Genomic DNA, 26,564 nt, shown 5'->3' on the forward strand with positions numbered 1-26,564 from the left:
CATAACCTTAGTGTCCTTCGTGTCTTTGTGGTTAATCCCCTTAGTGTCCTTCGTGCCTTTGTGGTTAATCCCCTTAGTGTCCTTCGTGCCTTTGTGGTTAATCCCCTTAGTGTCCTTCGTGCCTTTGTGGTTAATCCCCTTCGTGTCCTTTGTGCCTTTGTGGTTAATCCCCTTAGTGTCCTTCGTGCCTTTGTGGTTCTTCTATCTTCGTGTCCTTCGTGCCTTTGTGGTTAATCCCCTTAGTGACCTTCGTGCCTTTGTGGTTCAATCATATCCCCCCTGTCCCATAACTCTCCCCAATCATAATTAACACTACACGCCCCAGAATCCGGCTCTCTCTGAAACGGCTGGCGCACATACCTGACCTTAACCTCCTCTGAGGGAGAAACGGAAACCAAAGCCAGCAGAAAATCCTCTGGCTTGTTAAAGGATGCAAGGATCTCGTTCTTGGTGACAGTCACCGTCTCTGCTCCTTCTACTCTACCCTTGACTTCGATAAACCGTAAGCGGCCTGTTCCGGTCCTGCGCGATTCGATGTCATAGCCGCATTTCTCGGCGCTCACATCCCGCGGTTCATACCCCAAAGCTTTTTCGGCCGCCATGACTGCCGCCATTGCCAGCTGCTCGACGCGCTTTGTCTCCCGGGCAAACATTGGCTTGCCTAAAAGTCGCCCTAACAGTCCCCCCGGTACGATGAGGGCTGCCCCCACCACCACCGGCGGCGATGGGGATAAATGACGCTCCTGCTCCAATTCAGACAAGCGCTTTTGCAACCGCGTTTGTAGTTCATCGGCCCGCATCTGGGCTTTGTTGGAATTGATCCGCGCATTTGTCTTCCCCGCTTCTTCCTGTAGGCGCAACTGGGCTGCCCGATGATCCCAGTAGTTGATCTCCTTGGTCAGACGGTCTTTAACTGCTATAAGGGTCTTTTCAATTAACTCTTCCTTGCGCTGCCGTACCTCCTGAAGGTGAGGAGCCACCAGATTAGCGATCGCATAACTGGTAGCCTTGCTCTCAATATCATTACCAATGCCAAGCGAGTTGATAATCGGTTCCACCAACGGAACTTCATCCTCCTCCAGGGGCCGATAATCCAAATAAGGCGCAAACCCGGCATTCCCCCCTTTGTGTCCTTCGTGTCTTTGTGGTTCAACTTCCCCTACGGTCATCTCCACATATTGCATTCGCCGCGACACCACCCGCCGTCTGCCATCGGGATTTAGCCGAGCGTCTTGAATGGCGTGTTCTAAGTACACCAGCGCCCGAATTTCCTCGCTCGGATCACTGTCATCAACTAGGATAGCCCCCCGTCTGAGTAATTCCCGATGCCGTTCCAAGACAAGATCGATAGTGGCATCTAACAGGGGATGGCCGGGACAGACAAAGGTAGCAACGGGTTTACCCGGAACACTAATCAGGTCTTTATCAAAACAGATGCGCTCATAGCGTTTGAGAATTGGCTCTCCTATCCCTAAAGAGCGGTCTCTGTTACGGATAACGGCGGGGACGTTGGTAATTTCGTATCGCTTTGGCTCTCGCTGGCGTAGGGTGCCGCCTAAGCGTTGGAAGGCTTCCAGGAAAAATGCGGCGATGAAGTGCGGCTGTAACCGTCTGGCTTCGGCTCGCTCCATATCTTCTCGAATTTTCTGAACCTTGGAAGCATCCATCGAATCCCTTGCTAGGGCGCGTTCTTCCAGCAATTCCCTTAGCCTATCTTGATCGAGCTTTTCAGAGATGACTTCGTTTAAGCGTGCTTTTATATCTGGGCGATCGCCGTAACGGATGGCTTGGATGAGAAGTTCGCGCAATTCTTTTCCCGCAATGGCTTTGCCTAAAACGTCGAACACCCGTCCGCCTAAAGCTTTTTGTTCGGCTTCGAGTTTTTCGAGGAGCGTCCGATACACATCTCCCTCACGGGTTTCGTGAGCCACCAAATTCCAGAGATGACAAACCTCGGTCTGTCCAATCCGGTGAATACGACCGAATCGCTGTTCTAGGCGGTTTGGGTTCCAGGGTAGGTCATAATTGACCATGAGATGCGCTCGTTGCAGGTTGATCCCTTCTCCGGCGGCATCGGTGGCCAGAAGTACCTGTACTCCTACGTCTTGCTTGAAGCCTTCTTCGGCTTTTTTGCGGTCTTCCCGACCCATGCCACCGTGAATGGTGACAACAGCTTCTGGGTTGCCAAGGAGTGTACTGATCCGCTCTTTCAGGTAGTTGAGGGTGTCTCTGTGTTCGGTGAAGACGACTATTTTGCGGCGGTACCCTCCTGCATCGAACATCTCCGCTTCATCCTGCAGAAGATGGGAAAACTCTTCCCACTTACGGTCTTTTCCGCTCCGTCGAACGGTATTGGCTAGGTCTTCAAGCTTTTTCAGCAGGGCGATTTCAATCTGTAGTTCGGCAATGGTACGCGATGCTGTGGCCTGATCGACCACCTCCTCGACCGTAGCCTCCCGCTCGCTGCTGTCGGTATCCTCAAAGTCGTCATCGATGTCGTCTTGGTCAAGGACGGTAGCAAATTCTATCTCCAGCGACTGGCCTCGCTTGAGCAGTTCTTCTTCTCGGAGTCGCTTTTGCAGCCGTTCTCGTCGTCGTTTCAAGGATTGATAGATGGCTTCCGGAGAGGAGGCGAGGCGGCGTTGCAAAATGGTGAGGGCAAAGCCGACTGTCCCCTTGCGCCCGTCGTTGGCCAGGGCTTCGGCTCGGTCAAATTCTTCGCGTACATACTCGGTGACTCGACTGTAGAGGATCGCTTCTTGGTCGGAGAGGGGGTAACTGACCGTGTGGGCGATTCTTTCGGGGAAAAGTGGCTTGCCGTCAAACTTAAGCAGTTCTTCTTTGACCAGACGGCGCATCAGGTCGGAAGTATCTGATACATGAACTCCGTCCCGGAATCGCCCCTCAAAGCGATCGCCATCGAGTAGAGCTAGGAATAACTGAAAGTCTTCTTCTTTGCCGTTGTGGGGAGTAGCGGTCATCAGCAGGAAGTGGCGGGTAACACTAGAGAGGAGTTTGCCCAATTTGTAACGCTTTGTTTCCCTGATTTCCCCACCAAAGAAAGAAGCGGACATCTTGTGGGCCTCATCGCAGATGACCAGATCCCAATCAGTCTGCTGGAGTTTCTTCTGGAGGTCGTCATTACGGCTGAGTTTATCAAGTCTGGCAATGACCAGACCCATTTCGGCGAGGGCGTTGCCGGTGCGGGCCGTTTCGAGGCGGTCGTTGGTGAGGATATCGAAGGGAAGGTGAAATTTGTTATGCAGTTCATCTTGCCACTGCACTGCGAGGCTGCCTGGACAGACGATTAAGCAGCGCGCTAAGTCACCTCGAATCAGGAGTTCTCGAATTAACAATCCCGCCATGATGGTTTTCCCAGCCCCGGGGTCATCGGCCAACAAAAAGCGTAGGGGTTGGCGATCGAGCATCTCACCGTAAACAGCAGTGATTTGATGAGGGAGTGGTTCCACCAGAGAGGTATGGACGGCTAGAAGCGGGTCAAACAGGTAGGCCAACCGGATGCGATGGGCTTCGGAAACTAGGCGCAGCAAAGCTCCGTCGCCATCGAAACCCCACGGTCTTCCTTCGGTGAGAATCTCTAGGGTTGGCTCTCGGTATCGAAAGAGCAGTTCTGTGTAGGGTTGTCCGTTGGTATCTTTGTAGGTCAGTTCTACCGCGTCGCTGCCATGCCACTTGGCCTCGATGACGGTAATGCTTTGATTGGGCAGAATGCCGTTGACAATAGAGCCGCTCGTTAGTTCCTCAAGTTTAGTCATGATCGCCTAAAGACCGATGTCTAGGAATAATTGCATTTCAGCCCATATCCTTGTCAAAACATCGGTAAGGGCATGATCGCTATCTAATTCGATTAACTGTACCCAAGGACGAGAAAAAGCATAATGGCGACTATTTTCTGGGGGAATCACCTCATCGTCACTGCCATGAATAATTAGGGTGGGGAGCTGCCTGATTAACTTTTCTTGGGGATAATTAGCTAAATCCTCAATAAACTTGTAATCAATTGGCAGATAACGACGATAACTGTAGTGATAAACCGATAAACTCCCAGATTTTTGCCAATTGGCTAGGGTTTCTGCTCCCAATTGTCCTAACCAAATCGGCCCAAAATTAAAAGCGGGAGCTAATAAAACGAGCCTTTGCACCTGAGAATAAGTTTCTGCCAGCCAAGCTGCCGTTAAACCGCCAAAACTGGAACCAATCAGAGTAACGGGAAACTGAGATTGTTCAATCAATTGGCCGACTTGAACAATCTGACGAGTGAGAGTTAAGCTAGAAAAATCATCACCGTTAAGATCGGGAATTTCCATCGCTAAACCCCTCTTTTGCCAACAATGTCTCAAAAATTGCGCTTTTGTTGATTGGGGGCCAGAAGCAAAACCGTGTAGATAAATATATCTGTTTTCAAGGACTGCCATTCTAGAACCAATTAGATTTCTTCGTCTTGCTCTTTGGTGGCACTGGGAGAAGAATTATAAATGGCATCCAACTGCTGACGAGCATCTTCCACAGTGAGAGAACGAATCACTAACAGAGGTTCATTAATCGGTTGTCCGGCCTCGTCCAAAAGTTCGGGATGGGAAGTCATGGGATAACCGTAGGGATTATAGGAATTAGCCGATTTAGCAGGACGTTTCTGGGAATCCATGCTGACAGTAATCAGACTCCGAATTAAATTATTAATGGTCAAAAAAGCGATAACCGTGAAGGCGAGGATATAGAGCAGATGTAGCATTGACCAAGTCTCCCATGAATTATGTGTGAATATTCCTAATTGCCAAAACTTTATGCTAAAAATTCGCTTAACTCTCTAGCTTACCAAAAAGTTTCAGGTTAAGCGTCAGTTTGAGGAGATTGATATTCTCCCCAACCCTGTAATCGACGACGACGACTGCTGACACCCCAACACTCTGCCACCAACTGATGCCAAGGCAACAACATCTTGGCCTCGATACCCACCTGACCACCTGTGGTTTTAAAGAGTAAATGAGCCGTGGCTACCTCCTGTTGAGCGTTTTTGACTCTTGCTAATAAATCGTCTTGTTCCTCAATGCTGAGAAAGGATAATCTCTCGGATTCGAGGAGAAGACGGGAACGGGAAAACCAATAGGTGAAATCCTCTAGTAGAGGTTCCAAGATGGTTTTCAGGAGTTCGTTTTCGGCGGGTTGCGAAGGGAACATTATTTTTATAATGACGATTTTGCTTACCTTAATCTTAGCGTTATTTATATTTCTTAACATTATGACGGGAAAACTTTAAGATTTGCCCCGGCTGTAGGCGGCACTAAAGAAATCCAGTTCACAACTAAGGGCATAAAGATAGGATAAAGAGATATTTTCCGTCATCAAGGCGTATTTATCCGCCAATTCCTCTAACTGGCTTGCTAAAGATGCGAATTCATCCCCACTATAACTATCAATCCAAGCTTGATAAGGATTCTCAGAAATCGGCTCTAAGGCTAATTGTTGACCCAGATAAGCATAAAGACGCATACAGGGACTCATCGCCACGGCAATCGCACCGATGTCACCCATCCAAGCGGTAGCGAGAAGAAAATCCGTATAGCGACGGGTGGCATTAGCGGGCTGAACCTTTCTCAGGTCAACCCCCCACTGTAAAGCGTAATTTTCATGTAATTCTAATTCCGTTAATACCCCCGCCGCTAACCGATGAAAGCTAGTAAATCCCTGCCAATCAGGAGCTTTAGCAGCGGCGATACTGTAAGCACGGGCGAAAGATTCCAGAAAAAAAGCATCTTGACCGACATAGAAAGCGAAACAGTCCCGTTTAAGCTCTCCTGTGGCGATACCTCGCACAAAAGGGTGTTCTAGACAAGCTTGTACTAGATCTTGATGGCTGTGCCAAAGTTGCTGACTAAGCATGGGAAAATACTAATTAGGTGGACAAGGTTGGTTAACTAGAGTTCAGCATCTCACAGGGTGATACTAAATCCGTTGAGCATAGGCTACTTATAAGGACAGGCAAAAGGCAAGAGGCAAAAGGCAAAAGGGGGAATAAATAATCAGTTTTTAATAACCGGATTTAGTATGACAGAGAGCCTGAGTTGTCATCCCTTGATTTCCTTAACCCAAACCGACGTTAACCCTGTTAAAATAAAGATAACTGACTAAATTGGAATTAAAAACTATGCGACTTAAGCGATGGGAGTCCCCCCGCCGTCAGGGACGTAACGACAAAGGCAAGGGCGGTTCGGCCCGACAGCGACAACTGAAAAAACAATTTAAAATGCTGTCGAAAAAACTGAAGGGGGGAGAGAGTAACATCTCTCCTCTTTTTTTGTCCCCAGCAATCTCCTCTGAAAAATCTTCCTCTGGGAAACTCTCCGTCTCCTGAAACAGTCCCAGACTTGAGTCACTTTCAGATTAGGAAAAAAAATGAAGCGTACACTTGCCGTCATGACGATGACAGTAGCTTTAACCGTCACCAGTAACCATTCTAGCCTTGCGGGAGCAATCTTTGATCGCATTCAAAAAACTGGGGTAATTACTGCGGGCGCTCGTAAAGATGCTATTCCCTTTGGTTTTGTCAACTCCCAAGGCAAGTGGGTGGGTTACAGCCTTGATATGTTAGAGTTAATTCGCAAAGAAACCGAACGGAAGTTAGGAAAACCAATTAAGTTAAAAATTGTTGAGATTACTCCCCAAAATCGTTTTGAAAAGTTGAAAACAGGGGTTATCGATATCGAATGTGGCTCCACTACTTTTACTTGGAAAAGAGAAAATGAAGTGGATTTTTCCGTTAGTTACTTTGCCAGTGGCACTCAATTACTCACCCGCAAAGGTAGTAATCTTGATGACATCGGTAGCTTGGCAGGCAGACGCATTGGAGTGATTGCCAATACTACTAATGAAGCAGTAATTAAAACCCAACAACCCGCCGCTATTTTGGTCAAAGTTAAAAATCGTGGCGAGGGTTTACAAAAACTAGAAGCGGGAGAAATTGATGGTTTTGCCAGTGATGGCATTACCCTAGAAGGCTTAAGGAAAAGCGCTAAAAATCCCAATAATTTAGCCATAGTTCCCTCCTATCCCTACGCCTACGAATCCTATGCCTGTACTTTACCTGAGAATGATTCTAAATGGCGGGATACAGTGAATTATACGCTATTAAAATTCATGGAAGGGATCGTCAGTGACCAACAACAAGCGGTGACAATTTATGAACGTTGGTTTGGTGAAGACGGGGTTGTTCCCTATTCCAGAGAGACTATTAATGATTATTTTCAAGGCATTGTCAACACCTACGAATGGATTCCTTTAACTGTATTTCCCTAAAATCAAGACCTTTTTAGGAACCGATTGAAAAAGGCAAGAGGAAAGTGGGAATTATGAATGGGGAAGTAGGAAGTGGGGAAGTGGGTTTTTAAAGTTGGATTTGATTAATAAAGGTAAAAAATAAACCCCCTCAACTGTTAGTTAGCAACAATTAAATAAGAAGATTTTGAAGGCTTTAGTTATTGGTTTTCCTCAATTTCTTGCGCTGTTTTTAATATGTCTAAATACAATATTTGATTAACACGGAAACCTGCTTTAAAAATCAAATCATCCATTAACGGCTGAATAGTAGGAATTAATCTTCTTCTTTTGGCAATTAATAAAATACCTAAAATTCCAATAACATTCAATCCTAAACTAATTGCTTTCTTTCTGCCAGGGTTCTCGTCTATAATTACTCTATCAGCATTTGAAGAAATCGCTAAAGCTATGGTTTCTGATTCTCCTCGGTGTAATTCCTTCTGTAATTCTTCTAATAATAACCGATTCTCTAACTCTCGCTTTTCTATCCAGGATAGGGTTTGAACTTCAATAGTGCCAGGAACTGAATAACCTAATCCTGTCATTTCTTCATAAACAGCCACTGGAATAATAATTGTTCCATAGATATCATGGAGCAAGTTAAGATAGCCGATAGCAGCTAAACTGGTAATCGGAGAGGTGTTACTAACAACAATCACAGATCACCTAAGGTTTTTAAGGTTTGTAATTCTTGTTGCCAATCTACACTATCATAATTTACACAAATATTCCTCTTGGCGACTTCTTGACGAAATTCAATTAAAGATAAGTTGGCAAAATCAGCCGCTTTTGCGCTACTGATATGATAATCTCTAAACATAATGATTGCCAGTTCTAGTTGCAACAGTTGCTCGTTTTTTCCTGTTGCTTGTATAATTTCGTTGGGAATCACAATAGTCATTAGAATTTATGATATTTGCATGAAACGCCCCTATTCTATCACAAAAAAATACTTGTGATCGATTTATTAATAAAATTTAATGAATAGAAACATGGACAAAAAATAAACCCCCTCAACTGACTGAATGAAGGGACATTAATTACACTTTGGTAAGCAATTTAGCCTACTTTTGTGGTTTAGTTTTCTGATGTTTTGGATGATTTTAGTTTGCGCTTCAGGGTTGAAGCTGCACCGAGAGTGCCGAGGGTTAATAAGCTGAGGAATGTAGAGGGTTCGGGAACGGCGACAGCTTCTAAAGCATCTATATTTTCATTCACTGCCCCGGTAGCCTGTCTGACATTGAAAGCTGTATCCCAGAGATGCCCACCGTGAAAGAGGAATTGAGCAGCTTGACCAAATCGCCAAGACCAAATTTCCCCGCCATCGATATCGCCTCCATTAACGTTGGGTGTGATTACTCCATCCAATATTGATGGATTATTTGGGTCTTGTCCAACGAGATCTATCGGCATAAGACTAAACAGAATAGCATCACCCTGATCCCACTGACCTACACTACCTTGATCAAAGACCATTAAACCATCCAGATCAAGGATATTAGCGATATCACCAGTATATGTCGGCGGAATAAATGGGCTAATTGCTGTGGCAATCTGACCAGCAGTAATATAGGAGTTGCTGATCTGGGTAATGGGGTTATAGTACCATACTGACGTTCTTATACCGTTAATAAGGGGATCTCCCAACAAAGAGTACATATCAGCATCATCAGGAGTCGGATCTGCTGGAGAAGGGTATTGAGAAGACGTTGGTGATACAGAACTCCACACCTCCAAACCATCGAGATCGTTAACTCCCTCTTGATCAATTTGCGGAGGCGTTGCCCAAAAACCAGTCCCCCCGCCAATCGATTCAAAAAGAACACTTTTTTCATGTTTTCCAAGCTGGTTATAAGCGATATTACCTACAAAAAGGGGATTCGCAGGTACTACCGTCGAACCAGTCGAGAATAGTAGGGCGGCTCGATTAGCAATGACATCCCAGAATAGGGCATCTTGATGATTAGCTAAGGCATCTACTTCCCTTGCCGTAACAGTATCACCTGCGCGAGAGCCACTATAGTCGAAGGCATCTTGCCGACCACCATTGCCATCCCAGTAAATATTCTGTTCTGGATCTAGAACTGGCGGTTCTTGAGTGTCTTTGTCAAAGCGATCGCTGTATTCTTTACCCGGAACATTTTTTGGCCATGGAATACCCGGTCCAGGTGCAGGTTGGACAAACGGTCCTTGAGGAACAAACGGTCCTGCCAATACTTGGGATGGGGCTACCGTGACACCCAGTAAGAGCCAGGAAGAGAACAAGAGTTTATGAGTGATTTTCATGATTATTGCTCTAGCAGATTTCGTATTGCGATTATCCCCTCGCCGCTAGGTCAGGCAACACCCCAACCTAACGCCAAAGGCGGATGGCAACAGCTTACACAACACCTATTCCCTAGGGAATCTATCTTGAGAATGATTTGAAATATGCTAAGTTGAGATACGATGTCACGATCGCATCTAGCCAGTACCATGAGTGAAATTAGCATCGGGGGAAAAGTCCGTCTGATTGCCATTCCCCCTTACCTGAAAACCGCCGATCCCATGCCTATGTTACGGCCGCCAGAGCTGCTCGATATCGACGATATCGGCACGGTTATTGATCGCCGGCCGGGGGGTTATTGGGGTGTAAAATTCGATCGAGGCTCATTTCTGCTCGATAGCAAATATTTAGAAGCTATTTAAACCAGATTAAGTGCATCGCGGTCAAGACAACTTTGATAAATCACAGGCAAATCTAAAGAGTTAATTTATGTCCAATACTTTTCTATCGATCGTTATCCCGATGCGCGAGGGATTTGGCGAACATTGGCTAGGAGAATTGTTGAAAGTCAAGGGAGATATAGAATTTATTTTAGTTCATCCTCCCGGAGTCAAACCTTCCCCAGTCAATGATCCACGCATGAAACAGATTGTCTGTGCTTTACGAGGTGAAATTATTCAAAGAAGTACAGGATTTTTAAATGCCAGAGGTACTTATATTCTCACAATCAATTGCGATGAATATTTACACCCGGAGATCGTCACCTTAGTTAAAGACTATTTTGAACGCTTTCCCAACAGTTGGGTATTGCGATTAGCCAGACGTGGATTTCCCTACGGTGAACGAGAAAAATTAGAGAGTCCTTGGCCAACAATTCCCGATGTAAAAAGTTTAGCTATCTGTAGCAGAAGAGAAAATAATAGTAACTTATTTAAAGAGAATACTTATTTATTAGAAGCACCGATCGCTCCTTTAGATAATCCTTTTAATCCTAGCGCCCTGATCGGGAAACGTCGAGATCACAAGGGCCCTCACATGGAAAACTTTGATAAAAAAGTTTGGAAAAACGAACTGGTACAACCGGCAGTTAAAGAGATTACCGCTTCCATGAGTGTCACTGGTCCGATTAAATATATTCCCTTTTGGTGTTTAGATAGATTACTAGGTTTATATATTCAGGCCAAGTTTTTTGAGCAAGGTAAAACTATCGGTCATTGGCTGCCAGAAATAGCCGAACAACTGCGGATTGAAGATAATCCTCCTGAGTATAAAAGAACTAAACGTTTTTACTTTATTGCCGAGGTGATTCTCCTGAGAAATTTTCCTAAATACGGTTATCTTTGGAATTTAATTCTCGCTCAAGCGACGGAAGTACCCGGACGAGCTATCGATTCCCTAAAACGCAAATTCTTGCCAGAAAAACCTTCTATATCCAAGTGATCGGTAATCCAGAATAATAATAACCTAAATTTATGGAACTATGCTCTGTTTCCCAATCTAACACCTGTTCCACACGCTGATAAATTGCCGCAGCTTCCTCACTAGAATTGCCGATACAAGTTAACCCTAATTTACCAAATTCTGACAGCGCACCCATGAGATGAAAAACTGTTCCTGTTTTACTGCTACTATCAAAATGCAAGTGATGTTTAGCAATAATATCCATTAAATCATCGGGAAGTAAACCTTTGTATTGGGGTTTGTGGAGATTATCGGAGGCAATATAATACTTTTCTTGGTGAGGTTGACTGAAAAATAATCCGGTTTCTTGATCGTATTTACCATTAGTTAAAAGTTTCAAAGTCATGAAAGGATGGGTGGTTCCTCCTTTTCGCAGATTAATTTCGATCGCCTGTAAATCCCAGACTAAAGTTTCTGGATTCTTCACAGCGACGAAATCAACTCCATAGCGTTCAATTGCCCCCTTGGCTGCCAGAATTTCCCCTATTTTTAGGCCTAATTCCTGTAATTGTAGGCGATAATTTTCATCGGCAGGAAAATGACAACCTAGATAAATTTGACCATCGGGACCGCCTAAAATTTGATCGTGAGTAGAAAGAATATTCACTTCCCCCGTGGGTGTAATATAACCTTGCACACTCGGCGATCGCTTTTCTTCTCCTTCAATAAAAGCTTCGACAATTGCGCCTAATTCAGCAATTCTGCCGGAAAAACTCTCCCAATTTTCATCCCTTGCTTGAAAACTCATTTTCTCTAATAGTTTAGCCAAGAGATTGATTCTCTCGCTTAAATCTAGACTGTTACTATCAACAATTCCCCCTAAAGGACGTAAATCTAAAACCGCATTTCCTTCTCCCGATAACCCCTCATTTAACTTAACTACCATGCGTTTTAGTTGCGGTTGACGGGACCACAAACTAGCTGCCTCATACAACAAATCTTTAACCGTATTTACCTGTAAACTACCGTCAGGATGGGGAATATTGCCTTGACCAAAAATCTCGCGACTGCCACTTTTAGAACCCCAATACAATAAATCTGGACTACAGGCAAATAAAGGAATATCTAATTGTAAAGACAATTCTCGCTCTAAATTAGTAGAATTAAAACAAACCATGTAGGCACGATCTCGACGTAACGCTTGCCGAATTCTTGCTACTAAGCGCGGTCTTTCCAGAATTTTTTTGGTTAAAGGTTGAAAAGAGTTATCGTGAGTTGTCAGTAATAACAGACGATTATTAGCATGGGAAAAAGGAATCCCAGGCAACAATTGCAGGTAATAATCAATCACCATCCGCGAAAGTGGCTGCGCTGTTACATAGATTAAACGAGTTTTCGGATGTCGCAACCGAATCAGAGAAAATAATAATCTTTCTTCGTAATGTAAAAAACCCGCCACTTTTTGACCGACTCTCTGATCGATACTAAAAGAAGGGACAACTAGGATATCATAATCGCATTCATCGGATTCGGGAACGTTTTCTCCCTGCCAAATCTCTTTTAATTTTTCTTGTAATTCTTGATACCGCAGCCGCTTTTCTAGCATCAAATCTCTATCTAACAGCATGGTTTGTCCCACCTCTGTGGTTGCAGACACCTGTATCTTATCGATTTTTAGCCCCCGTCGTCTCCAGTGCCTTTCTTTTCTTAATATTCTCCCAATCCCTCCGATCGTTGCCCTTAAAAAGGGATACAGTGGACTCTGTATCCCCTTTAATCACCTGAGATTGGCTTTAACCTAGCGGGTGGAATAAGAGATCGGGATAAAAGCGATTAAATTCGATTAAAATCCCGGCGGTGAAAGTCAGCAGCGCCATAATTAACACGGGTGCGGACGAGAGAAATTTAGTAAGTCCTTCCATCTGAGTTCTCCTAGGGAATAAAAAGTCAAGGGTTTGACACAAAAATTAACGAGGGGAAACGGTAATTTCCGAATCCTTAACGGTTAATTTACCGGAAGTGGCTTCTTGTAAAGCCGCCAACGGCCAGAGGAACCCCGTTAACATTTTGCTCAAAGCGAGGGGAACATCGATGATGATTTCCTTCATTTCGGCATCTTTACTGTCGCGTACGGCGATTAAATAGGCCCGACCAACCCAACCGATCCAACCGGCAATGTACAGGAATAGGATGCTAGGGATAAAGAAATCGCCCATGTGATCCCAACGACCATCCACAATTAGGTGAGGATAGCCTTCCGGTCCACAGAGAGCTTGGGAGTAGGTTTGAGCGCGTTTGGCTCCCGATTCGGGGTCAGGAGTGGTGTTGCGGAAACTCTTCGCTTTTTGTAGGAAAGCGGGATTTTCGCTACAAGGGGTCAGATTAGACAAATCAGCCGACGCTGGAGCGGCAAAGGTGAACCAGAGAGATAGCACCAGGGCCAGAGCGAACAATTTTCGCATAAATTGTTTCCTTTTGTTACGAAATATGAAGTTCTTTGTTCAAAAAGCGAACAATTTGATCGTACACGGAAAAAATCTTACTCCGATGAGGGGTACGAGTAAAGTTTCTATTACAAAACTATACGCAACGCTTCAGACCCCGGTGATATGAACCACCACTTGCCTTTGGTGACGACTCTGACGATGTTCCCAGAGATAGATACCTTGCCAGATCCCTAAAACTAATTTACCTCTAGCGATCGGGATTTGTTCCGATGTCCGGGTTAGCACCGAGCGAATGTGAGCGGGCATATCGTCTGGCCCTTCGGTAGAGTGATAGTAGAGACTGCTATCTTCCGGCACTAACTTGGCGAAGAAATTGGCCAAATCCGTGAGAACATCGGGATCGGCATTTTCTTGGATCAGCAAAGAAGCGGAGGTGTGACAGACAAATATACTGCATAATCCCGTCGTTATGCCCGATTCAGCCACGATCGCCTCTATGGGGGCAGTGAGACGATGGAAATTCTTGGGACTGGTGGTAATCGTCAGGGATTTTTGATATTGACGCATGGAAACCGAATCAGGGAGAAATGGGTGTAGGGGGGATTGTCCTGGAGAGCAAAGGTTGTCCCGCTTGCAAGAGATCGTGAAGGTTCACCACTGCACCGATAACAGCGATCGCTGGGGACTCAAAGCCGGTGGCTTCGATCTGGTCCATAATCGTAGTGAAAGTACCGATTAACTGCTGTTGCTGCGGTGTTGTTCCCCAGCGAATCAGGGCGATCGGTGTTTCTGGACTTCTGCCCGCCTTGGTCAACTCGCCGATAATATAGGGTAAATTATGCACACCCATGTAAACAACAATTGTTTCTGCGCCATGGGCGATCGCTGACCAGTTAACTTGAGGACGATATTTACCCGCCATCTCGTGGCCGGTGACGAAGGTAACGGAAGAACTATAATCGCGATGGGTGAGGGGAATACCGGCGTAGGCAGGCACGGCAATTCCTGAAGTGATCCCCGGCACGATCTCGACGCTAATTCCGGCCGCAATCAGATCGAGCATTTCTTCACCCCCGCGACCAAAAACAAAGGGATCACCCCCCTTGAGACGAACAACCACAGCATTAGTCTGGGCCTTCTCGATCAGTAAAGCGGTGATTTCCTCCTGTACTAGAGAATGACGACCGCGACGCTTACCCGCATGGATTTGTTCGGCCTCGGGGTTAATCATGGCTAGAATCGAGGGGCTGACTAGGGCATCATAGAGGACAACATCGGCATTTTCTAGGAGAACTTTCGCTTTTAAGGTCAACAAACCGGGATCTCCGGGACCCGCACCGACGAGATAGACCTTACCGCAACTTTCTGATTGATTCATAGATACTGGGGAGAAAATTCTTGCTTCGATCGAATGCGCTTGATCCCTACTTTATTGTGACTGGGGCAAAATTTGGTATTTTTGACTACAGTTACTCGGCGATCATGCGCTTTCTTCATGAAGAATTATGATCTTAACATTACTTAACCTTTAATCTAGCGATCGCTCTGATACCAAATCCGGTTTAACAGGTATGGGGGAGTGGAAAGTGGGGAAAAGGGAGCGGGTTTTTCCAGTGGGATTGGGAGTTAATCATGCTATTAAAAACCGATTCAGTATAACGGCTAAGATAAGCGGCGGCAGATAACCTTTGCCCCCGAATCGGCTTTAGTCCGTCCGCTGCCGTGACGTGTTATACAGCTTGAGTAACGTCAGAGTGCATGAGGCTCTTCATGATTGCACAACATCTTATAAGGTTATACAATTTAGATCGAAGTCAAACCTTATAAAAACATGAAAGAGCAGAAGCAGTTTTTTACGGTTAGCGAGGCCGCTGATTTACTGGGTGTAACGACAACGACACTCAGGAACTGGGACAAGGCAGGTAAGCTTAAGCCATCTAGAGATCCAATAAATAGCTATCGCCTCTACCGAGCAGAGGATATAACTTGTTTACTCCAAGAGCGACGTTTTGGGACAACAATATCTGAAAATGTTCTACAAATTCCCCTCTTTAATGAGGAAAGAGCCAAAAGATCTGATGAAGAAAAGAAAGAGAAATCGATCACACTAGATTTACGATCACTACGTTTTCTAACGAGACAAATGAATGCTGCCTTTAGAGATTCTATGGGGGGTGGGTTACTGGAACGTTTTGAAGAGATAACGAAGATTTTATACTCAAAACTTTACATGGAAAAAATCGAAATAGACGATCCAAAACAAGTATCTAAATTTTCCATTAAAGATTTTTCTTCATTTGACGATATATATGAAAAAATCAAAGAAATTTATCAAGACGCTATCAGCTATTTTCCGAAAGAATTGCTCAATGGTCACAGTTCCCTTGGGGAGGACAAAATTGCGATTGCTAAGGTATGTAGACTACTGTGGAATATTAAACTTTCCGAAGTTGAAGCTGATATTAAAGGCTTCATGTATGAAGAACTAGTCAGAAATACTTTTGAGAAAACTGACCATCAACAATTTTTCACACCTAGAACAGTTGTTGAATTTATGGTTGGTTTAGTTTCTGCTATGACATCTTCGACAGAAGATACAATATATATTTGTGATCCTGCTTGTGGTAGTGGCGGCTTTCTAATTGAAACATTCAAGTCAATAAACCTAAATCAGAAGATTATAGGTTTTGAAATTGATAAACGAATGGCATGGGTTGCACAAATGAATACCATAATGCATGGGGGGAGCATTAATACGATTCACTACCTAAATGATGGTGGTTCTCTTGGCTACAATGACAAGCTAAATGAACTCATACCAGAGAGTGGTTTTGATGTAGTAATTACTAACCCTCCGTTTGGCAGTGATTTTTCAGACGAGACTGCACTATGTACCTACGAACTTGGAAGAGGAAAAGCATCAAGGAGGCGTGGAGTTCTATTCATAGAACGCTGCATCAAGTGGTTGAAAAGTGGAAGTGGACGATTGGCAATAGTTGTAGATGACAGTATTTTAAACGGAAAAACAAATCATGATACTCGTGATTTGATCTTCAGATATTGCATAATTGAAGCTGTAATTAGCTTGCCAGAAGTTACATTTAAACCATATGCATCTGTCAAAACATCAATTCTATTCCTCAGAAAACGCAGCAAGTCTAAAACAGAAGCCCAACCTTCTATCTTCATGGCCGAAGTCAAAGAAGTTGGTCGAAAGGCAAATGGCGATTCTAATTTTCGTCATGATGACAAAGGAAACCTAGTGCTAAATAATGAATTGCCAATCATAATTAATGCTTGGAATTCTTTCAAAAAAGAGGGAGAAAATTCTATAAGAAGTTTATCTCCAAAAGTCTTTGTCTGTCCGGCAGAACGTTTTTATAGTAAGTCTAATCAACTTATTGTAGATAGGCTTGACGTTGGGTATCATCATCCTTCTAGATCTATAGCAGAAAGAACTCTAAAGCGTTCAAAATATCCAACACCTAAGCTTGCAGAACTAGTCGTTGAGCGTAATATATCTGTAGTACCTGACAAAGCAGATCCTTATGATCTATGGCGTTATATTGGTTTGGCAGATATTTCATCAAGAACTGGTGAATATGTTGTCTCTGAAGTTTTTGGAAATCAGATAAAAAGCAATGTCAAGTTATTCAAGGGCGGAGATATTCTATTTTCAAAGCTCCGTCCAGAATTGAGGAAATGTATTTTATTAGAAGCCTTGGAAGAAGATGGATATGCTTCGTCTGAATGCTTTGTTTTTCGGACAATTTCCACTTCTAGTAATGACAATCACCTAAAGGATAAAATTAGCTATGGAGCATTGATCGATCAATTTGAAGTAGATAATGAATATTTGGCAATACTCTTGAGAAGTGACATAGTTTATGGTCAGCTAGTTTATCAAATTTCTGGTACAGGTAGACCTCGAGTCAACCGATCAGCAGTTTTAGGGGCTAGAATTCCTTTGCCACCTTTAGCCGTACAACGTGAAATAGTAACTGCACATAAGATCGCACATCAAAGTTACCTAGAGAGCCAAAGACGTAGTGAGGATGAACTTCAACGGGGCATTAATTTTTTAGATTCAGCCTTTAGTTTTTCATCCGAAAAGCTTTGCCCATCTGACTGACAATTCAAACTTTAAAACCTTTTTCTGGCAGCTTTTTCATCAACTGAGCGCAGGAAAATTAAAAATTTCTGAATAGAAAGGTGTAGATCTGGGGAACCAATTCTAGATGCATGAACAATTCGCCAAAACTTTCCATAGTTGCCTGGATCAGCAACATACTGTTGACTGCGACTACTAAAAACTAAAGTCTTCTCTCCTTCGATTTTTCCCCCAGTAATTTCTAGGCGTATGTCGCGCTCTCTTGCTATGTCTCCCGCCGGCACTACCAAGCTTGAGAAAATATGGGGATATTCTCCAAGACTGCCATTTTCTAGTGTTATTTTTGTCCACTCCCATGCTACTAATAAGAGTAAATCTTGCTCGTCGTTAATCCATATTGTCGGCGTACCGAAGCGTGCAGCTTGCTCATCAGATTCAGCATCTACAGCTTTCATTTCTAAACGTAGTAAAGGGATTAAAGATGAATCTCGAAAATAAAAATCTGGATACTCATGGGAGGTTGCAAATGTAAAGAAAAATAAAGAGTTATAGCGTTCCTCAAGTATCTCAGTGATAGCCGTGCTTAAGCCATATTCAAGCATTGTTCCGATACGAGTGCGATAGCTCGATAACTGCCTCATTTCTGTAGGTAACGGTTCGATACTGCGAGGCTGCTTTATTAATCGCTTGATGCTAAAGCCTCGATTTATTCTTGCTACTGCTTCTTTCACCAGAGCATCAAAATAATCACTAATTTGTTCAATATCTTTTTCAGATGCTAAAAGCAAACTTTGGAGAGAAGGTAATGTCATCTATAGTATGGTTCAATAAATTCGGCTGCTCAGTGTAACATTTTTGAGCTAGGGATGCAGGGACTATAGCTGTATAACTACATATTATGGGTCAACTTTCGGTATATCACTCCATTTAGGCGCAATCGCCAGAACTTTTCCCTATATCACGCCCAAAAGCCTGTTAGCCAGATTAGCATCTTGTCAAAAACCTTGTTGAACTAAATTTCTGACAACTAGACTCATTCTAGCGATGATTCTTCGATCTGACCGCACCCCTTGACAAAAATTTACAATTATTCGACTTTTAGCGATCGCTATCGGGGGATAGTTGTTTTTTGTTACAGCAGTGTGGAGAAGGGAGCGGGTTTTTCAAGTTGGATTGGGAGTTAATCATGCTATTAAAAACAGAGCTGGTAAGTAGCTGGTTATAATTAAATTGAAGATGGATTTTAGGTTCGATCCCCCCTGCCTCCTTAATCCCCCCTTAATAAGATAGGGTCGTTTCATTCTTAAAATTAAGGGAGAATCAATCATATTAAAAGACATTTTAGCCTACTTTTTTGGGTTCTTGTTTAAGAGAATGAGTCCGTTTCACTTGGCGTTTTAAGGTGGCATCTACGGCAAAAACTTAATTAAAGATAAAAACTAGAATTTAGCTTTTAAAGGAAATCTCTCAGGATTTTTAATAATTTCTTTGCTGAAATCTACATCTAAATCTGTCCAATAAAAATGATTAGGAAAAGGCTCTTGTATATTTAAAATTTGTCTAATAGGTACATCTTGAAGCCAAGGAAAATCTTGATAGGAAAGGAACATTTCTTCATTGTTTGCCAGAATCCATATTCCATGAGAAGAAATATGAGTTACTTCAGCTTGAGAAGTGTTTTGTCCAAGCATTTCTAAGTTCATTTTGTCGTTCCTCAATAATAGTTTCTATCGCTTGAAGTTGTTTTCGAGATAGGTTATGATTACGAGCTAATTCAATTTGTGGTTCCAGCCAAAATTTAGCTTCTCCTTCTGCACAATGAACATGAACGTGCATTCTTGTTTCTTCGCGGGAAAAGAAAAAGAAGCGATAGCCATCTTCTCGGAAAACATTTGGACTCAGCAGACATCTAATCAGGATGATTGATGCTTACGCTCTGTTTATTATAGCAAATATTAAGTTAAAAATACACGAGGGAGAAGCAAGAGCATAAAAATCTCCCTCAACTGGTCTAAAATTAAGGGAGAATGAGTTATATAAAAAAAGCAATTTAACCAACGTTACTGGGTTCTTTTTCGGTTGAATGAGAGCGTTTTACTTTCCGTTTTAGGGTTGCACCCGCACCAAGTATTCCCAGGGAAAGGAGACTTAGGGTTGAGGTGGGTTCGGGAACTCAAGCAACAGCTTCCCCATCACCTCCTAAGTCAAAATTTAAACTGACTTCTGATGTCGGAATTAGACCAGTAAAGTCGTAACTTAACCTTTAATCTAGCGATCGCTCTGATACTAAATCCCGTTTAACAGGTATGGGGGAGTGGAAAGTGGGGAAAAGGGAGCGGGTTTTTAAAGTTGGATTGGGAGTTAATCATACTATTAAAAACCGATTCAGTATAACGGCTAAGTTAGCCTGCGTTTGCGCTAATGCTGAGAACTACAATTCGTCAATTGTTACCAACCCACCTTCCGTAAACTGAATCACAAGTTCATGGCTATCTAATAAAGCAGTTCCCACCAAGGGTCGCCGCCCTGTGGCAAATACACGAGTTTCTCGCTCCTCACCATTCCAGATAATAATTGCTTTGTGAAGAGGCAGCATTACTTGGCTGTTGTCTGCTAAATTCGCCCGCATATCGTACCTGAAAGGACGATTCAGTAATGCTACTGCCTCCGATGGTAAACAAAGCTCATCTGTAAATCCTTTATCTACTACAAACTCAATCGGAAAGTCAGCGCGATTTGGAATCCGAAATGGGATAGTGATGATCGGGTGTCCATTAGCCACAATACCTGAAATCACTTAACTACACGTTCCATAACACCCCCACCAAAAGCGGCAGCAACGTTGTAGCCAATTTTGATCCCAAAGAGCCGAGCCTGGGGGTGTTTCTCGCTCAATAAGTCAGCAGCGTGTAAGCCATTTTCATCAACTTTGTAGTCACCTGTTTCAATGTCAATGATGACCATCTTGCCAATGTTTTCTTCAACTTCCACCTCTTGGCGGATTCTGCTTTCGTACAGTTTCTCTGCACGTTGAGCAACTTCTTCACGGCTTAAAAGGATAGCTTGCATATACTAACTCCCGATTGCGATTTGACTTCTGGAGACCTCTCTATAATATCCCACAGGTCTGCAGGATGAGCTAATGTCCATCCTACTAAGTCTCTACAAGATTGGAGTACTGCTACCCAGTGCCTTCGGCATCGCACTTAAACCCACAGCTTCAATAAATCTGCATGGTGCGTTCCCCAAAAATCGATCGCTGGAGCGGTAGAAGTTAGATTAGGGAACGCACCCTAGGACGATGGCGTACTGCTACGCAGTGCCTTCGGCATCGCGCTTTCTGCGCTACACTGTCCAATCTTGGGTTATTAAGTTCGGAACTTTGCTGAAATCGCCAGTATTTCGGGTAAGCAACACTAAATTGTTGGCAATAGCGATCGCTGCAATTCTCAAATCCATTGTCGCCACGCAAACCTTTTGCCTCCTCATCTCATCAAATATTTTGATCGCTTCAGCATCAAAAGGCAAAACTGGAGCCTTTGCAAAACCATTGAGGGTTTCTACCAGCAGCGCATATCCGCGAGCCAAATCGCTATTCGTCTGAGCGCGATTGATGAAACTGTGAGCGCCAATTACTTGTTCATGGAAACTAATAACCGACAAAGCAAAATCTGAGATCGGATATTGTGACATCCGCAAAATTAATCGGCTAAACTCTAAACTAGAACGGCGCTGTAAAAAACTGATGTGATCGGTATCGAGCAAATATTTCACAATTATTTGCCAGTGTCATCAATAAGTTTGTCAGACTGCCGAAATGCGCGTCCATATTCTAGAGCTTCCAGAAAAGCTGAGTCATCGGAGATTGAACCTATTAGTCCTTCGAGCCAATTGTCAGAGCTAGGCTTACTTTCAAGTTTATGCTGAAGATCAAAAACTACTTGTTCAAGGGTTATCAAGCGTCGTTCAAGAGTTGCTGTGTCTAGCATGGCTGCTCCTAGATTGAAAGGTATAATTTAATTGCATAGCGCAATAATTTATTCTAGTCTAGCTAAAAAATTGTCATCGTATTCAAATTACTGTTTACATAAGCAAAAATAAGGTGCGTTACATTTCATTAACGCACCCTACTGGACTGTTTCAGCTAAAATAGGGCAATAGATTTCGGCTTAAAGTCTTAGATTATAGAATTTCTAGCATTTTTCTAATACACCAAATTAGCTGAAACAATCCACTACAAGATCTACAATATCGGTGATCGCACTTACAGCTTCAATCAATGGGCATGGTGGGTTCCCCAAAAATTGATCGCTGGAGCGGTAGAAGTTGCCTTAGGGAACGCACCCTACGGCTGCTAGGGATACGACCATTTTTTGAAGCCATATCATATCTATTTAACTAGATATTGGCTCTAATTAGATAATATTACCAACTCTTGCCGCCATCCATTGTAATTTCTATTGTTTGACCAACTTTTGAGCACCGATAGCCTTTCACGGCACTTATCACTTTCCACACAGTAACTATTTTTCTGCCCCAATAATGAGCCATACGACCTTGACTTGGATAATATGAGTCTAACTACATATTATAGGTCAACTTTCTGTATAACACTCTCTGGGGTAACGATATGGGTCAACTTTCTGTATATCACCCCATTTAGGCGCAATCGCCAGAACTTTTCCCTATATCACGCCCAAAAGCCTGTTAGCCAGATTAGCTTACTGCAAACAATCTCCTTTAAGGAAACTTATCACAGAAGCTTTGCGAAATTCTAGCAAAGATTCTTAGATATCACTGCACTTTGTCACAAAATTTCACTATTATTTCGGGTGCGGTGATTTGTTATGTTTCTTGGTTCACAACTTCTTTAACAATTTGTCATACTCTGCGTGAGAGCCTATCCAAAACCAAACAATTACATTCTTACTCTTGATTCTTCCCTTGCGCTCTCCAACCTATACCGACTCTGATTGACCAGATCTGGTCTTCTTGATTGACCTCCTTAAATTCTAAGCTTGGATGACTTGGGTTATCTTTCCATAACTTGTAATTTTTTCTGGCTGTTCTTTTCACTCTTTCTGGTAGCTGTTGAAATAAGCCGACGAAATCTGGATTTAGTTCCGACTTCATAGATCATCAAATCCCATTTCTTCAGTCTGTCCGTTTTCTGAATCCGCAATAGCTTTCTGAGCAAGTTCTTTGAGAATTAAGCTGTCTTGGGGTTTAGATAATGTTTCTTGCCATTTGATTTCATTTTCGATGTCTTCAATAAACTGCTCTGCCAGTTCGTCTTGAATTGCTTCTGGTAGTTCTTGAGCTTTTTGTACAGCTTTACTTAGAAGTTTTGATAACATTTCTTCTCTTCTCTTTTCTTGAAAACATAACTACATATTATAGGTCAACTTTCTGTATAACACTCTCTGGGGTAACGATATGGGTCAACTTTCTGTATATCACTCTATTTAGGCGCAATCGCCAGAACTTTTCCCTATATCACGCCCAAAAGCGTGTTAGCCAGATTAGCATATTGCCAAAAACCTTGTTTAACTAAATTCCTGACAATTAGGCTCATTCTAGCGATGATTCCTATATCTGACCGCACCGCTTGACAAAAATTTACAATTATTCGACTTTTTAAAAGACATTTTAGCCTACTTTTTTGGGTTCTTGTTTAAGAGAATGAGTCCGTTTCACTTGGCGTTTTAAGGTGGCATCTACGGCAAAAACTTAATTAAAGATAAAAACTAGAATTTAGCTTTTAAAGGAAATCTTTCAGGATTTTTAATAATTTCTTTGCTTAAATCTACATCTAAATCTGGCCAATAAAAATGATTAGGAAAAGGCTCTTATATATTTAAAATTTGTCTAATAGGTACATCTTGAAACCAAGGAAAATCTTGATAGGAAAGAAACATTTCTTCATTGTTTGCCAGAATCCATATTCCATGGAAAGAAATATGAGTTACTTCAGCTTGAGAAGTGTTTTTCCCAAGCATTTCTAAGTTCATTTTGTCGTTCCTCAATAATAGTTTCTATCGCTTGAAGATGATTGATGCTTACCCTTCGTTTATTATAGCAAATATTAAGTTAAAAATACACGAGGGAGAAGCAAGAGCATAAAAATCCCCCTCAACTGGTCTAAAATTAAGGGGGAATGAGTTATACAAAAAGGCAATTTAACCGACCTTAGTGGGTTCTTTTTCGGTTGAATGAAAGCGTTTTACTTTGCGTTTTAAGGTTGCACCTGCACCAAGTATTCCCAGGGAAAGAATACTTAGGGTTGAGGTGGGTTCGGGGATAGGTTCGCCGCAACCATTTTGATCAGTTGTCTCAGTAGAAATTGTTTTACAATACTCATTTTGAAGAGTAACAGTGCTTTGCGAAAAATATTTAGTGTCACTCCATAAAGTTGTAAAACCAAAAAAGTATGTATGACCTTCAACATCGACAGGATTATTAGAAAAGTCAGCATTTAAGGTTGCTAATCCTGCTTGGTTATTAATATTGAAGCTCCAACTTGTATTAGTATTTCCTAAAGGCGAACCAAATGTAGCTGATAAAATACCATCATTAGTAGGACAACCTCCGTTGCTAGTAAATTCGCACAGAAACCCATAACTTAAAGAATCTTCAGATATTTGAACTTCATTTGGATTGTAGATAATCTCTGTGCCAAATCTTGTAACAGGATCTGATGGTGGGGGATCAAGTACAATTTTTGTCTCATAGACAGGATTTCCTTTATTATCATATATAGGATTCCCATTACCATCTAGTGCTGGTTTTGTTACATACTCTAATGAAAAAGTAATTAGATACCAAGGGCCTTTACCAAAAGCACCAACTTTTGAGGTAAATAAGCACAGGTATAGACAAGATGGTATTAACGCAAAAGAAACTGATTTAATCATCCATTTCATTGTTAAATCTCCTAAAATCAAAAAGTATGAACTTCATCAAAGAGTAAACAATATCAAAGTTAACTGTCAAGGCTTTTAAAGTTATATAAAGTCATATCAAGCAGTATTAAGAAAAATAACTTAAATCTAAAAATAATATTAAATTGACCGTACATCTTATTATGTCGTATAATGTCGGGTAAAAGCTTATTAATCTTGATTCTGTGTTTAAAAATGAACAATTTTGATATTCACTCTTTAATTACAACTGTTGATAATCTCATCTTCTCCTATACAGGAGAGAATTTAGATGATGTTCAGTCTGAAATCTTAGAAGGGGTGATTAATCACCAAAAATATACAGAAATCGCTAAAAATCATCATCGTTCTGAGAAATATGTCAAGGATGTAGCCGGTAAGCTATGGAAAACCTTATCGGAAATATTAGGAGAAGAAGTTAATAAAGCTAATCTCAAGTCTAGTCTGCGAAGGTATTATTATAATGTCTCTCATAACTTTAATGTAATAAATCCCGTACAAATTAATAAAGGTCATATCTGTAATCAACTACCAGAAAATCAATTACAAAAATATAATATTGCTGAAGAATATAAACTCGAAATCGCCACAGAATTGATGAAGGAAGGCTTAACCGTCGAACAAATTGCTAGAGTATTAAAACTTCCCTTAGAATTAGTTAAAGAGCAACTCGAAAAACCTAAGCAACCTAATTAGAAGTTAGGTTGACAGTGGTAAAGGGTGTTAAGCTATCGTTACAGCAGTTATCTCAATAAGTAGGTGGGTGGAATTAAATATAAGATGAACGTAGGTTGGTTTGAAGCATGAAACCCAACGCTGGCTCATGTTACGCTACCGCTAACCCATCCTAAAAATAATTGTGCCTCCCTACTTAGTAGATATGTTTGGGATCAGTTGAGGTTGATAAGAAAGGCTGTGATAGACAAAAATAATCAAAATATTTATAATAGAGGATTGGACTAAAATTTTCTGTGACTTGCCCATGTTATTGTCTTGCGCCACCGGTAGCGAACAGTTTTTAGGTAGTGAAGCGATCGCCACTTACGCCACAGCTAAGGCCGTGATCCTGCCGATTCCCTACGAAGCCACCACCACCTATCGTAAGGGTTGTGAAACTGGACCGGCGACGGTGATTGCCGCTTCCCAACAATTGGAAGCCTATGATGAGGAACTTAAGAGGGAAACCTGTTTAGAAGTGGGCATCTATACCCATGATGCGATCGCAGATACCCGTCAGCAACCGCAATTGTCCGCCGAGGAGATGTTAGCCATCACCACAGCTACAGTTTCGCGTTTAATCGCCGATGATAAATTTGTCGTCGCCGTCGGGGGTGAACACGCTATCACCACGGGAGTAGTACAAGCTTACCGACAGGCTTTATCGGAACCTTTTACGGTGGTTCAAATTGATGCCCATGGCGATATGCGTTTTGAGTACGAAGGATCGCACCATAACCACGCCTGCGTGATGCGTCGGGTGTTAGAAATGGGTTTACCGACCTTACCCGTGGGAATTCGGGCTATTTGTCGAGAAGAAGCGGAATTAATCGCTAAACAGCAGATTCCCGTGATTTGGGATCGAGATATCGCCGGTGATCCGAATTGGATCGAAAAAGCGATCGCCAAAATTACCACCGAGAAGGTATTTTTAACTATAGACGTGGATGGCATCGATCCCGCTTTAATTCCGGGGGTGGGAACACCTGAACCGGGGGGGTTAAGTTGGCATCAAACCCTAGGCTTTCTCCGTCGTCTTTTCCAAACTCATCAGGTGATTGGCTGCGATGTGATGGAATTGGCCCCGATTAGTGATTCGGTGGTCTCGGAATTTACCACTGCCAAGTTAATTTATAAGTTAATTGGCTATCAATTTATTGCCTAGGGGCTTGCCTAATTAGAAGCAATCGTGTTATAATAACAATTCGTGCGGACGTATAGCTCAGTTGGTTAGAGTACATCGTTGACATCGATGGGGTCACTGGTTCGAATCCAGTTACGTCCATAAATTATCTGCCCTAGTCTTGGTCATAATCTTCATTTCTGATGATAGGATGAACGATCGA

30 protein-coding genes, 1 tRNA gene and 2 pseudogenes are annotated in these 26,564 nt (G+C 42.6%); 9 read left to right on the forward strand and 24 right to left on the reverse strand.

Annotated features, from left to right (window positions below; all coding sequences use genetic code 11):
- Positions 1-234 (forward strand): hypothetical protein (locus IM473_RS08415; RefSeq protein WP_287690411.1); only part of this gene is annotated, 234 nt, incomplete at its 5' end.
- A 5-nt stretch (positions 235-239) separates the two neighbouring features.
- Here the strand turns inward: IM473_RS08415 and IM473_RS08420 are convergent.
- The 5 genes from IM473_RS08420 to IM473_RS08440 form a co-directional block, all read right to left on the reverse strand.
- Positions 240-3,776, reverse strand: coding sequence for a helicase-related protein (locus IM473_RS08420; protein ID WP_287659524.1), 3,537 nt, complete (start codon positions 3,774-3,776; stop codon positions 240-242).
- A 6-nt stretch (positions 3,777-3,782) separates the two neighbouring features.
- Positions 3,783-4,436 (reverse strand): YqiA/YcfP family alpha/beta fold hydrolase, encoded by a 654-nt coding sequence (locus IM473_RS08425; protein WP_287659526.1) that lies wholly within the window; start codon positions 4,434-4,436, stop codon positions 3,783-3,785.
- Positions 4,437-4,447: 11 nt separating this feature from the next.
- Positions 4,448-4,753, reverse strand: a complete 306-nt coding sequence (locus tag IM473_RS08430) for a DUF2973 domain-containing protein (protein WP_002732775.1) — start codon at positions 4,751-4,753, stop codon at positions 4,448-4,450.
- A gap of 98 nt (positions 4,754-4,851) precedes the next feature.
- Positions 4,852-5,259 (reverse strand): DUF2605 domain-containing protein, encoded by a 408-nt coding sequence (locus IM473_RS08435; protein WP_287659527.1) that lies wholly within the window; start codon positions 5,257-5,259, stop codon positions 4,852-4,854.
- Between the two features lie 15 nt (positions 5,260-5,274).
- Entirely contained in the window at positions 5,275-5,901 is a 627-nt protein-coding gene (locus IM473_RS08440; protein ID WP_287659528.1) for a TenA family protein, read from the reverse strand.
- A 265-nt stretch (positions 5,902-6,166) separates the two neighbouring features.
- On the opposite strand from IM473_RS08440, the gene IM473_RS08445 reads away from it, so the two are divergent.
- Positions 6,167-6,373: a hypothetical protein gene (locus IM473_RS08445; protein WP_012267271.1), complete on the forward strand. Its 207-nt coding sequence runs from the start codon at positions 6,167-6,169 to the stop codon at positions 6,371-6,373.
- A 41-nt stretch (positions 6,374-6,414) separates the two neighbouring features.
- Positions 6,415-7,314, forward strand: coding sequence for an amino acid ABC transporter substrate-binding protein (locus IM473_RS08450; protein WP_287659529.1), 900 nt, complete (start codon positions 6,415-6,417; stop codon positions 7,312-7,314).
- 179 nt (positions 7,315-7,493) lie between these two features.
- Here the strand turns inward: IM473_RS08450 and IM473_RS08455 are convergent, their stop codons facing one another.
- The 3 genes from IM473_RS08455 to IM473_RS08465 form a co-directional block, all read right to left on the reverse strand.
- Positions 7,494-7,994, reverse strand: coding sequence for a PIN domain-containing protein (locus tag IM473_RS08455; protein WP_272083349.1), 501 nt, complete (start codon positions 7,992-7,994; stop codon positions 7,494-7,496).
- The gene (locus IM473_RS08460) at positions 7,991-8,236 is read right to left on the reverse strand and encodes a UPF0175 family protein (RefSeq protein WP_002770804.1); all 246 of its coding nucleotides are present in this window, start codon (positions 8,234-8,236) and stop codon (positions 7,991-7,993) included. The genes IM473_RS08455 and IM473_RS08460 overlap by 4 nt, the downstream gene beginning before the upstream one ends.
- Positions 8,237-8,412: 176 nt before the next feature.
- Positions 8,413-9,621 carry a PEP-CTERM sorting domain-containing protein gene (locus tag IM473_RS08465; protein WP_287659530.1) on the reverse strand — a complete coding sequence of 403 codons (1,209 nt, stop codon included), beginning with the start codon at positions 9,619-9,621 and terminating at the stop codon, positions 8,413-8,415.
- Positions 9,622-9,810: 189 nt separating this feature from the next.
- Here IM473_RS08465 and sipA point away from each other — a divergent pair, with 189 nt between their 5' ends.
- Positions 9,811-10,023: a regulatory protein SipA gene (sipA, locus tag IM473_RS08470; protein WP_272083350.1), complete on the forward strand. Its 213-nt coding sequence runs from the start codon at positions 9,811-9,813 to the stop codon at positions 10,021-10,023.
- Positions 10,024-10,090: 67 nt separating this feature from the next.
- Positions 10,091-11,041, forward strand: coding sequence for a glycosyltransferase family protein (locus IM473_RS08475; RefSeq protein WP_287659531.1), 951 nt, complete (start codon positions 10,091-10,093; stop codon positions 11,039-11,041).
- On the opposite strand, the gene IM473_RS08480 is transcribed toward IM473_RS08475, so the two are convergent.
- From IM473_RS08480 to cobA, 5 genes are all read right to left on the reverse strand, one after another.
- On the reverse strand, positions 11,028-12,629 hold the full coding sequence (locus tag IM473_RS08480; RefSeq protein WP_287659552.1) for a peptide ligase PGM1-related protein: 1,602 nt from the start codon (positions 12,627-12,629) through the stop codon (positions 11,028-11,030). The genes IM473_RS08475 and IM473_RS08480 overlap by 14 nt on opposite strands.
- 166 nt (positions 12,630-12,795) lie before the next feature.
- Entirely contained in the window at positions 12,796-12,924 is a 129-nt protein-coding gene (gene psaJ / locus IM473_RS08485) for a photosystem I reaction center subunit IX (RefSeq protein WP_002738148.1), read from the reverse strand.
- A gap of 45 nt (positions 12,925-12,969) precedes the next feature.
- A complete protein-coding gene (locus IM473_RS08490; RefSeq protein ID WP_004163740.1) occupies positions 12,970-13,464 on the reverse strand; it encodes a photosystem I reaction center subunit III in 495 nt (164 codons plus the stop codon).
- 132 nt (positions 13,465-13,596) lie between these two features.
- Entirely contained in the window at positions 13,597-14,016 is a 420-nt protein-coding gene (locus IM473_RS08495; RefSeq protein ID WP_008201139.1) for a secondary thiamine-phosphate synthase enzyme YjbQ, read from the reverse strand.
- A gap of 10 nt (positions 14,017-14,026) precedes the next feature.
- A complete protein-coding gene (gene cobA, locus IM473_RS08500) occupies positions 14,027-14,827 on the reverse strand; it encodes a uroporphyrinogen-III C-methyltransferase (RefSeq protein WP_287659532.1) in 801 nt (266 codons plus the stop codon).
- 453 nt (positions 14,828-15,280) lie between these two features.
- Here cobA and IM473_RS08505 point away from each other — a divergent pair, with 453 nt between their 5' ends.
- Positions 15,281-17,581, forward strand: a complete 2,301-nt coding sequence (locus tag IM473_RS08505) for an N-6 DNA methylase (RefSeq protein WP_149985571.1) — start codon at positions 15,281-15,283, stop codon at positions 17,579-17,581.
- Between the two features lie 11 nt (positions 17,582-17,592).
- Here IM473_RS08505 and IM473_RS08510 read toward each other — a convergent pair whose 3' ends face one another.
- From IM473_RS08510 to IM473_RS08560, 11 genes and pseudogenes are all read right to left on the reverse strand, one after another.
- Positions 17,593-18,372: a hypothetical protein gene (locus tag IM473_RS08510; RefSeq protein ID WP_158200737.1), complete on the reverse strand. Its 780-nt coding sequence runs from the start codon at positions 18,370-18,372 to the stop codon at positions 17,593-17,595.
- A 627-nt stretch (positions 18,373-18,999) separates the two neighbouring features.
- A complete protein-coding gene (locus IM473_RS08515; protein ID WP_287659533.1) occupies positions 19,000-19,263 on the reverse strand; it encodes a DUF2442 domain-containing protein in 264 nt (87 codons plus the stop codon).
- The gene (locus IM473_RS08520) at positions 19,223-19,396 is read right to left on the reverse strand and encodes a DUF4160 domain-containing protein (RefSeq protein WP_287659534.1); all 174 of its coding nucleotides are present in this window, start codon (positions 19,394-19,396) and stop codon (positions 19,223-19,225) included. The genes IM473_RS08515 and IM473_RS08520 overlap by 41 nt, the downstream gene beginning before the upstream one ends.
- A 214-nt stretch (positions 19,397-19,610) precedes the next feature.
- Positions 19,611-19,730, reverse strand: a pseudogene (locus IM473_RS08525) (PEP-CTERM sorting domain-containing protein); the annotation flags it as partial.
- A 261-nt stretch (positions 19,731-19,991) separates the two neighbouring features.
- Positions 19,992-20,357, reverse strand: coding sequence for a clan AA aspartic protease (locus tag IM473_RS08530; RefSeq protein ID WP_353737439.1), 366 nt, complete (start codon positions 20,355-20,357; stop codon positions 19,992-19,994).
- On the reverse strand, positions 20,354-20,629 hold the full coding sequence (locus IM473_RS08535) for a hypothetical protein (RefSeq protein WP_287659536.1): 276 nt from the start codon (positions 20,627-20,629) through the stop codon (positions 20,354-20,356). Before IM473_RS08535 ends, IM473_RS08530 begins: the two co-directional genes overlap by 4 nt.
- A 276-nt stretch (positions 20,630-20,905) precedes the next feature.
- Entirely contained in the window at positions 20,906-21,334 is a 429-nt protein-coding gene (locus IM473_RS08540) for a type II toxin-antitoxin system VapC family toxin (protein ID WP_287628270.1), read from the reverse strand.
- A gap of 1,085 nt (positions 21,335-22,419) precedes the next feature.
- Positions 22,420-22,693: pseudogene (locus IM473_RS08545) on the reverse strand (ParE family toxin-like protein).
- Positions 22,690-22,917, reverse strand: a complete 228-nt coding sequence (locus IM473_RS08550) for a hypothetical protein (protein ID WP_287659537.1) — start codon at positions 22,915-22,917, stop codon at positions 22,690-22,692. The pseudogene IM473_RS08545 and the gene IM473_RS08550 overlap by 4 nt, the downstream one beginning before the upstream one ends.
- Before the next feature lie 492 nt (positions 22,918-23,409).
- The gene (locus IM473_RS08555) at positions 23,410-23,571 is read right to left on the reverse strand and encodes a hypothetical protein (protein ID WP_287659539.1); all 162 of its coding nucleotides are present in this window, start codon (positions 23,569-23,571) and stop codon (positions 23,410-23,412) included.
- A gap of 168 nt (positions 23,572-23,739) precedes the next feature.
- Entirely contained in the window at positions 23,740-24,483 is a 744-nt protein-coding gene (locus tag IM473_RS08560) for a hypothetical protein (RefSeq protein ID WP_287659541.1), read from the reverse strand.
- Between the two features lie 213 nt (positions 24,484-24,696).
- Between IM473_RS08560 and IM473_RS08565 the strand changes: the two genes are divergently transcribed.
- From IM473_RS08565 to IM473_RS08575, 3 genes are all read left to right on the forward strand, one after another.
- Entirely contained in the window at positions 24,697-25,197 is a 501-nt protein-coding gene (locus tag IM473_RS08565; RefSeq protein WP_287659542.1) for a helix-turn-helix domain-containing protein, read from the forward strand.
- 286 nt (positions 25,198-25,483) lie between these two features.
- Positions 25,484-26,383, forward strand: a complete 900-nt coding sequence (gene speB / locus IM473_RS08570) for an agmatinase (protein WP_287659543.1) — start codon at positions 25,484-25,486, stop codon at positions 26,381-26,383.
- Positions 26,384-26,429: 46 nt separating this feature from the next.
- Positions 26,430-26,503: transfer RNA gene (locus IM473_RS08575), tRNA-Val, on the forward strand.
- Positions 26,504-26,564 lie beyond the last annotated feature (61 nt).

Origin of the sequence: Microcystis sp. M015S2 (assembly GCF_020245945.1) — a bacterium.
Lineage (GTDB): Bacteria > Cyanobacteriota > Cyanobacteriia > Cyanobacteriales > Microcystaceae > Microcystis.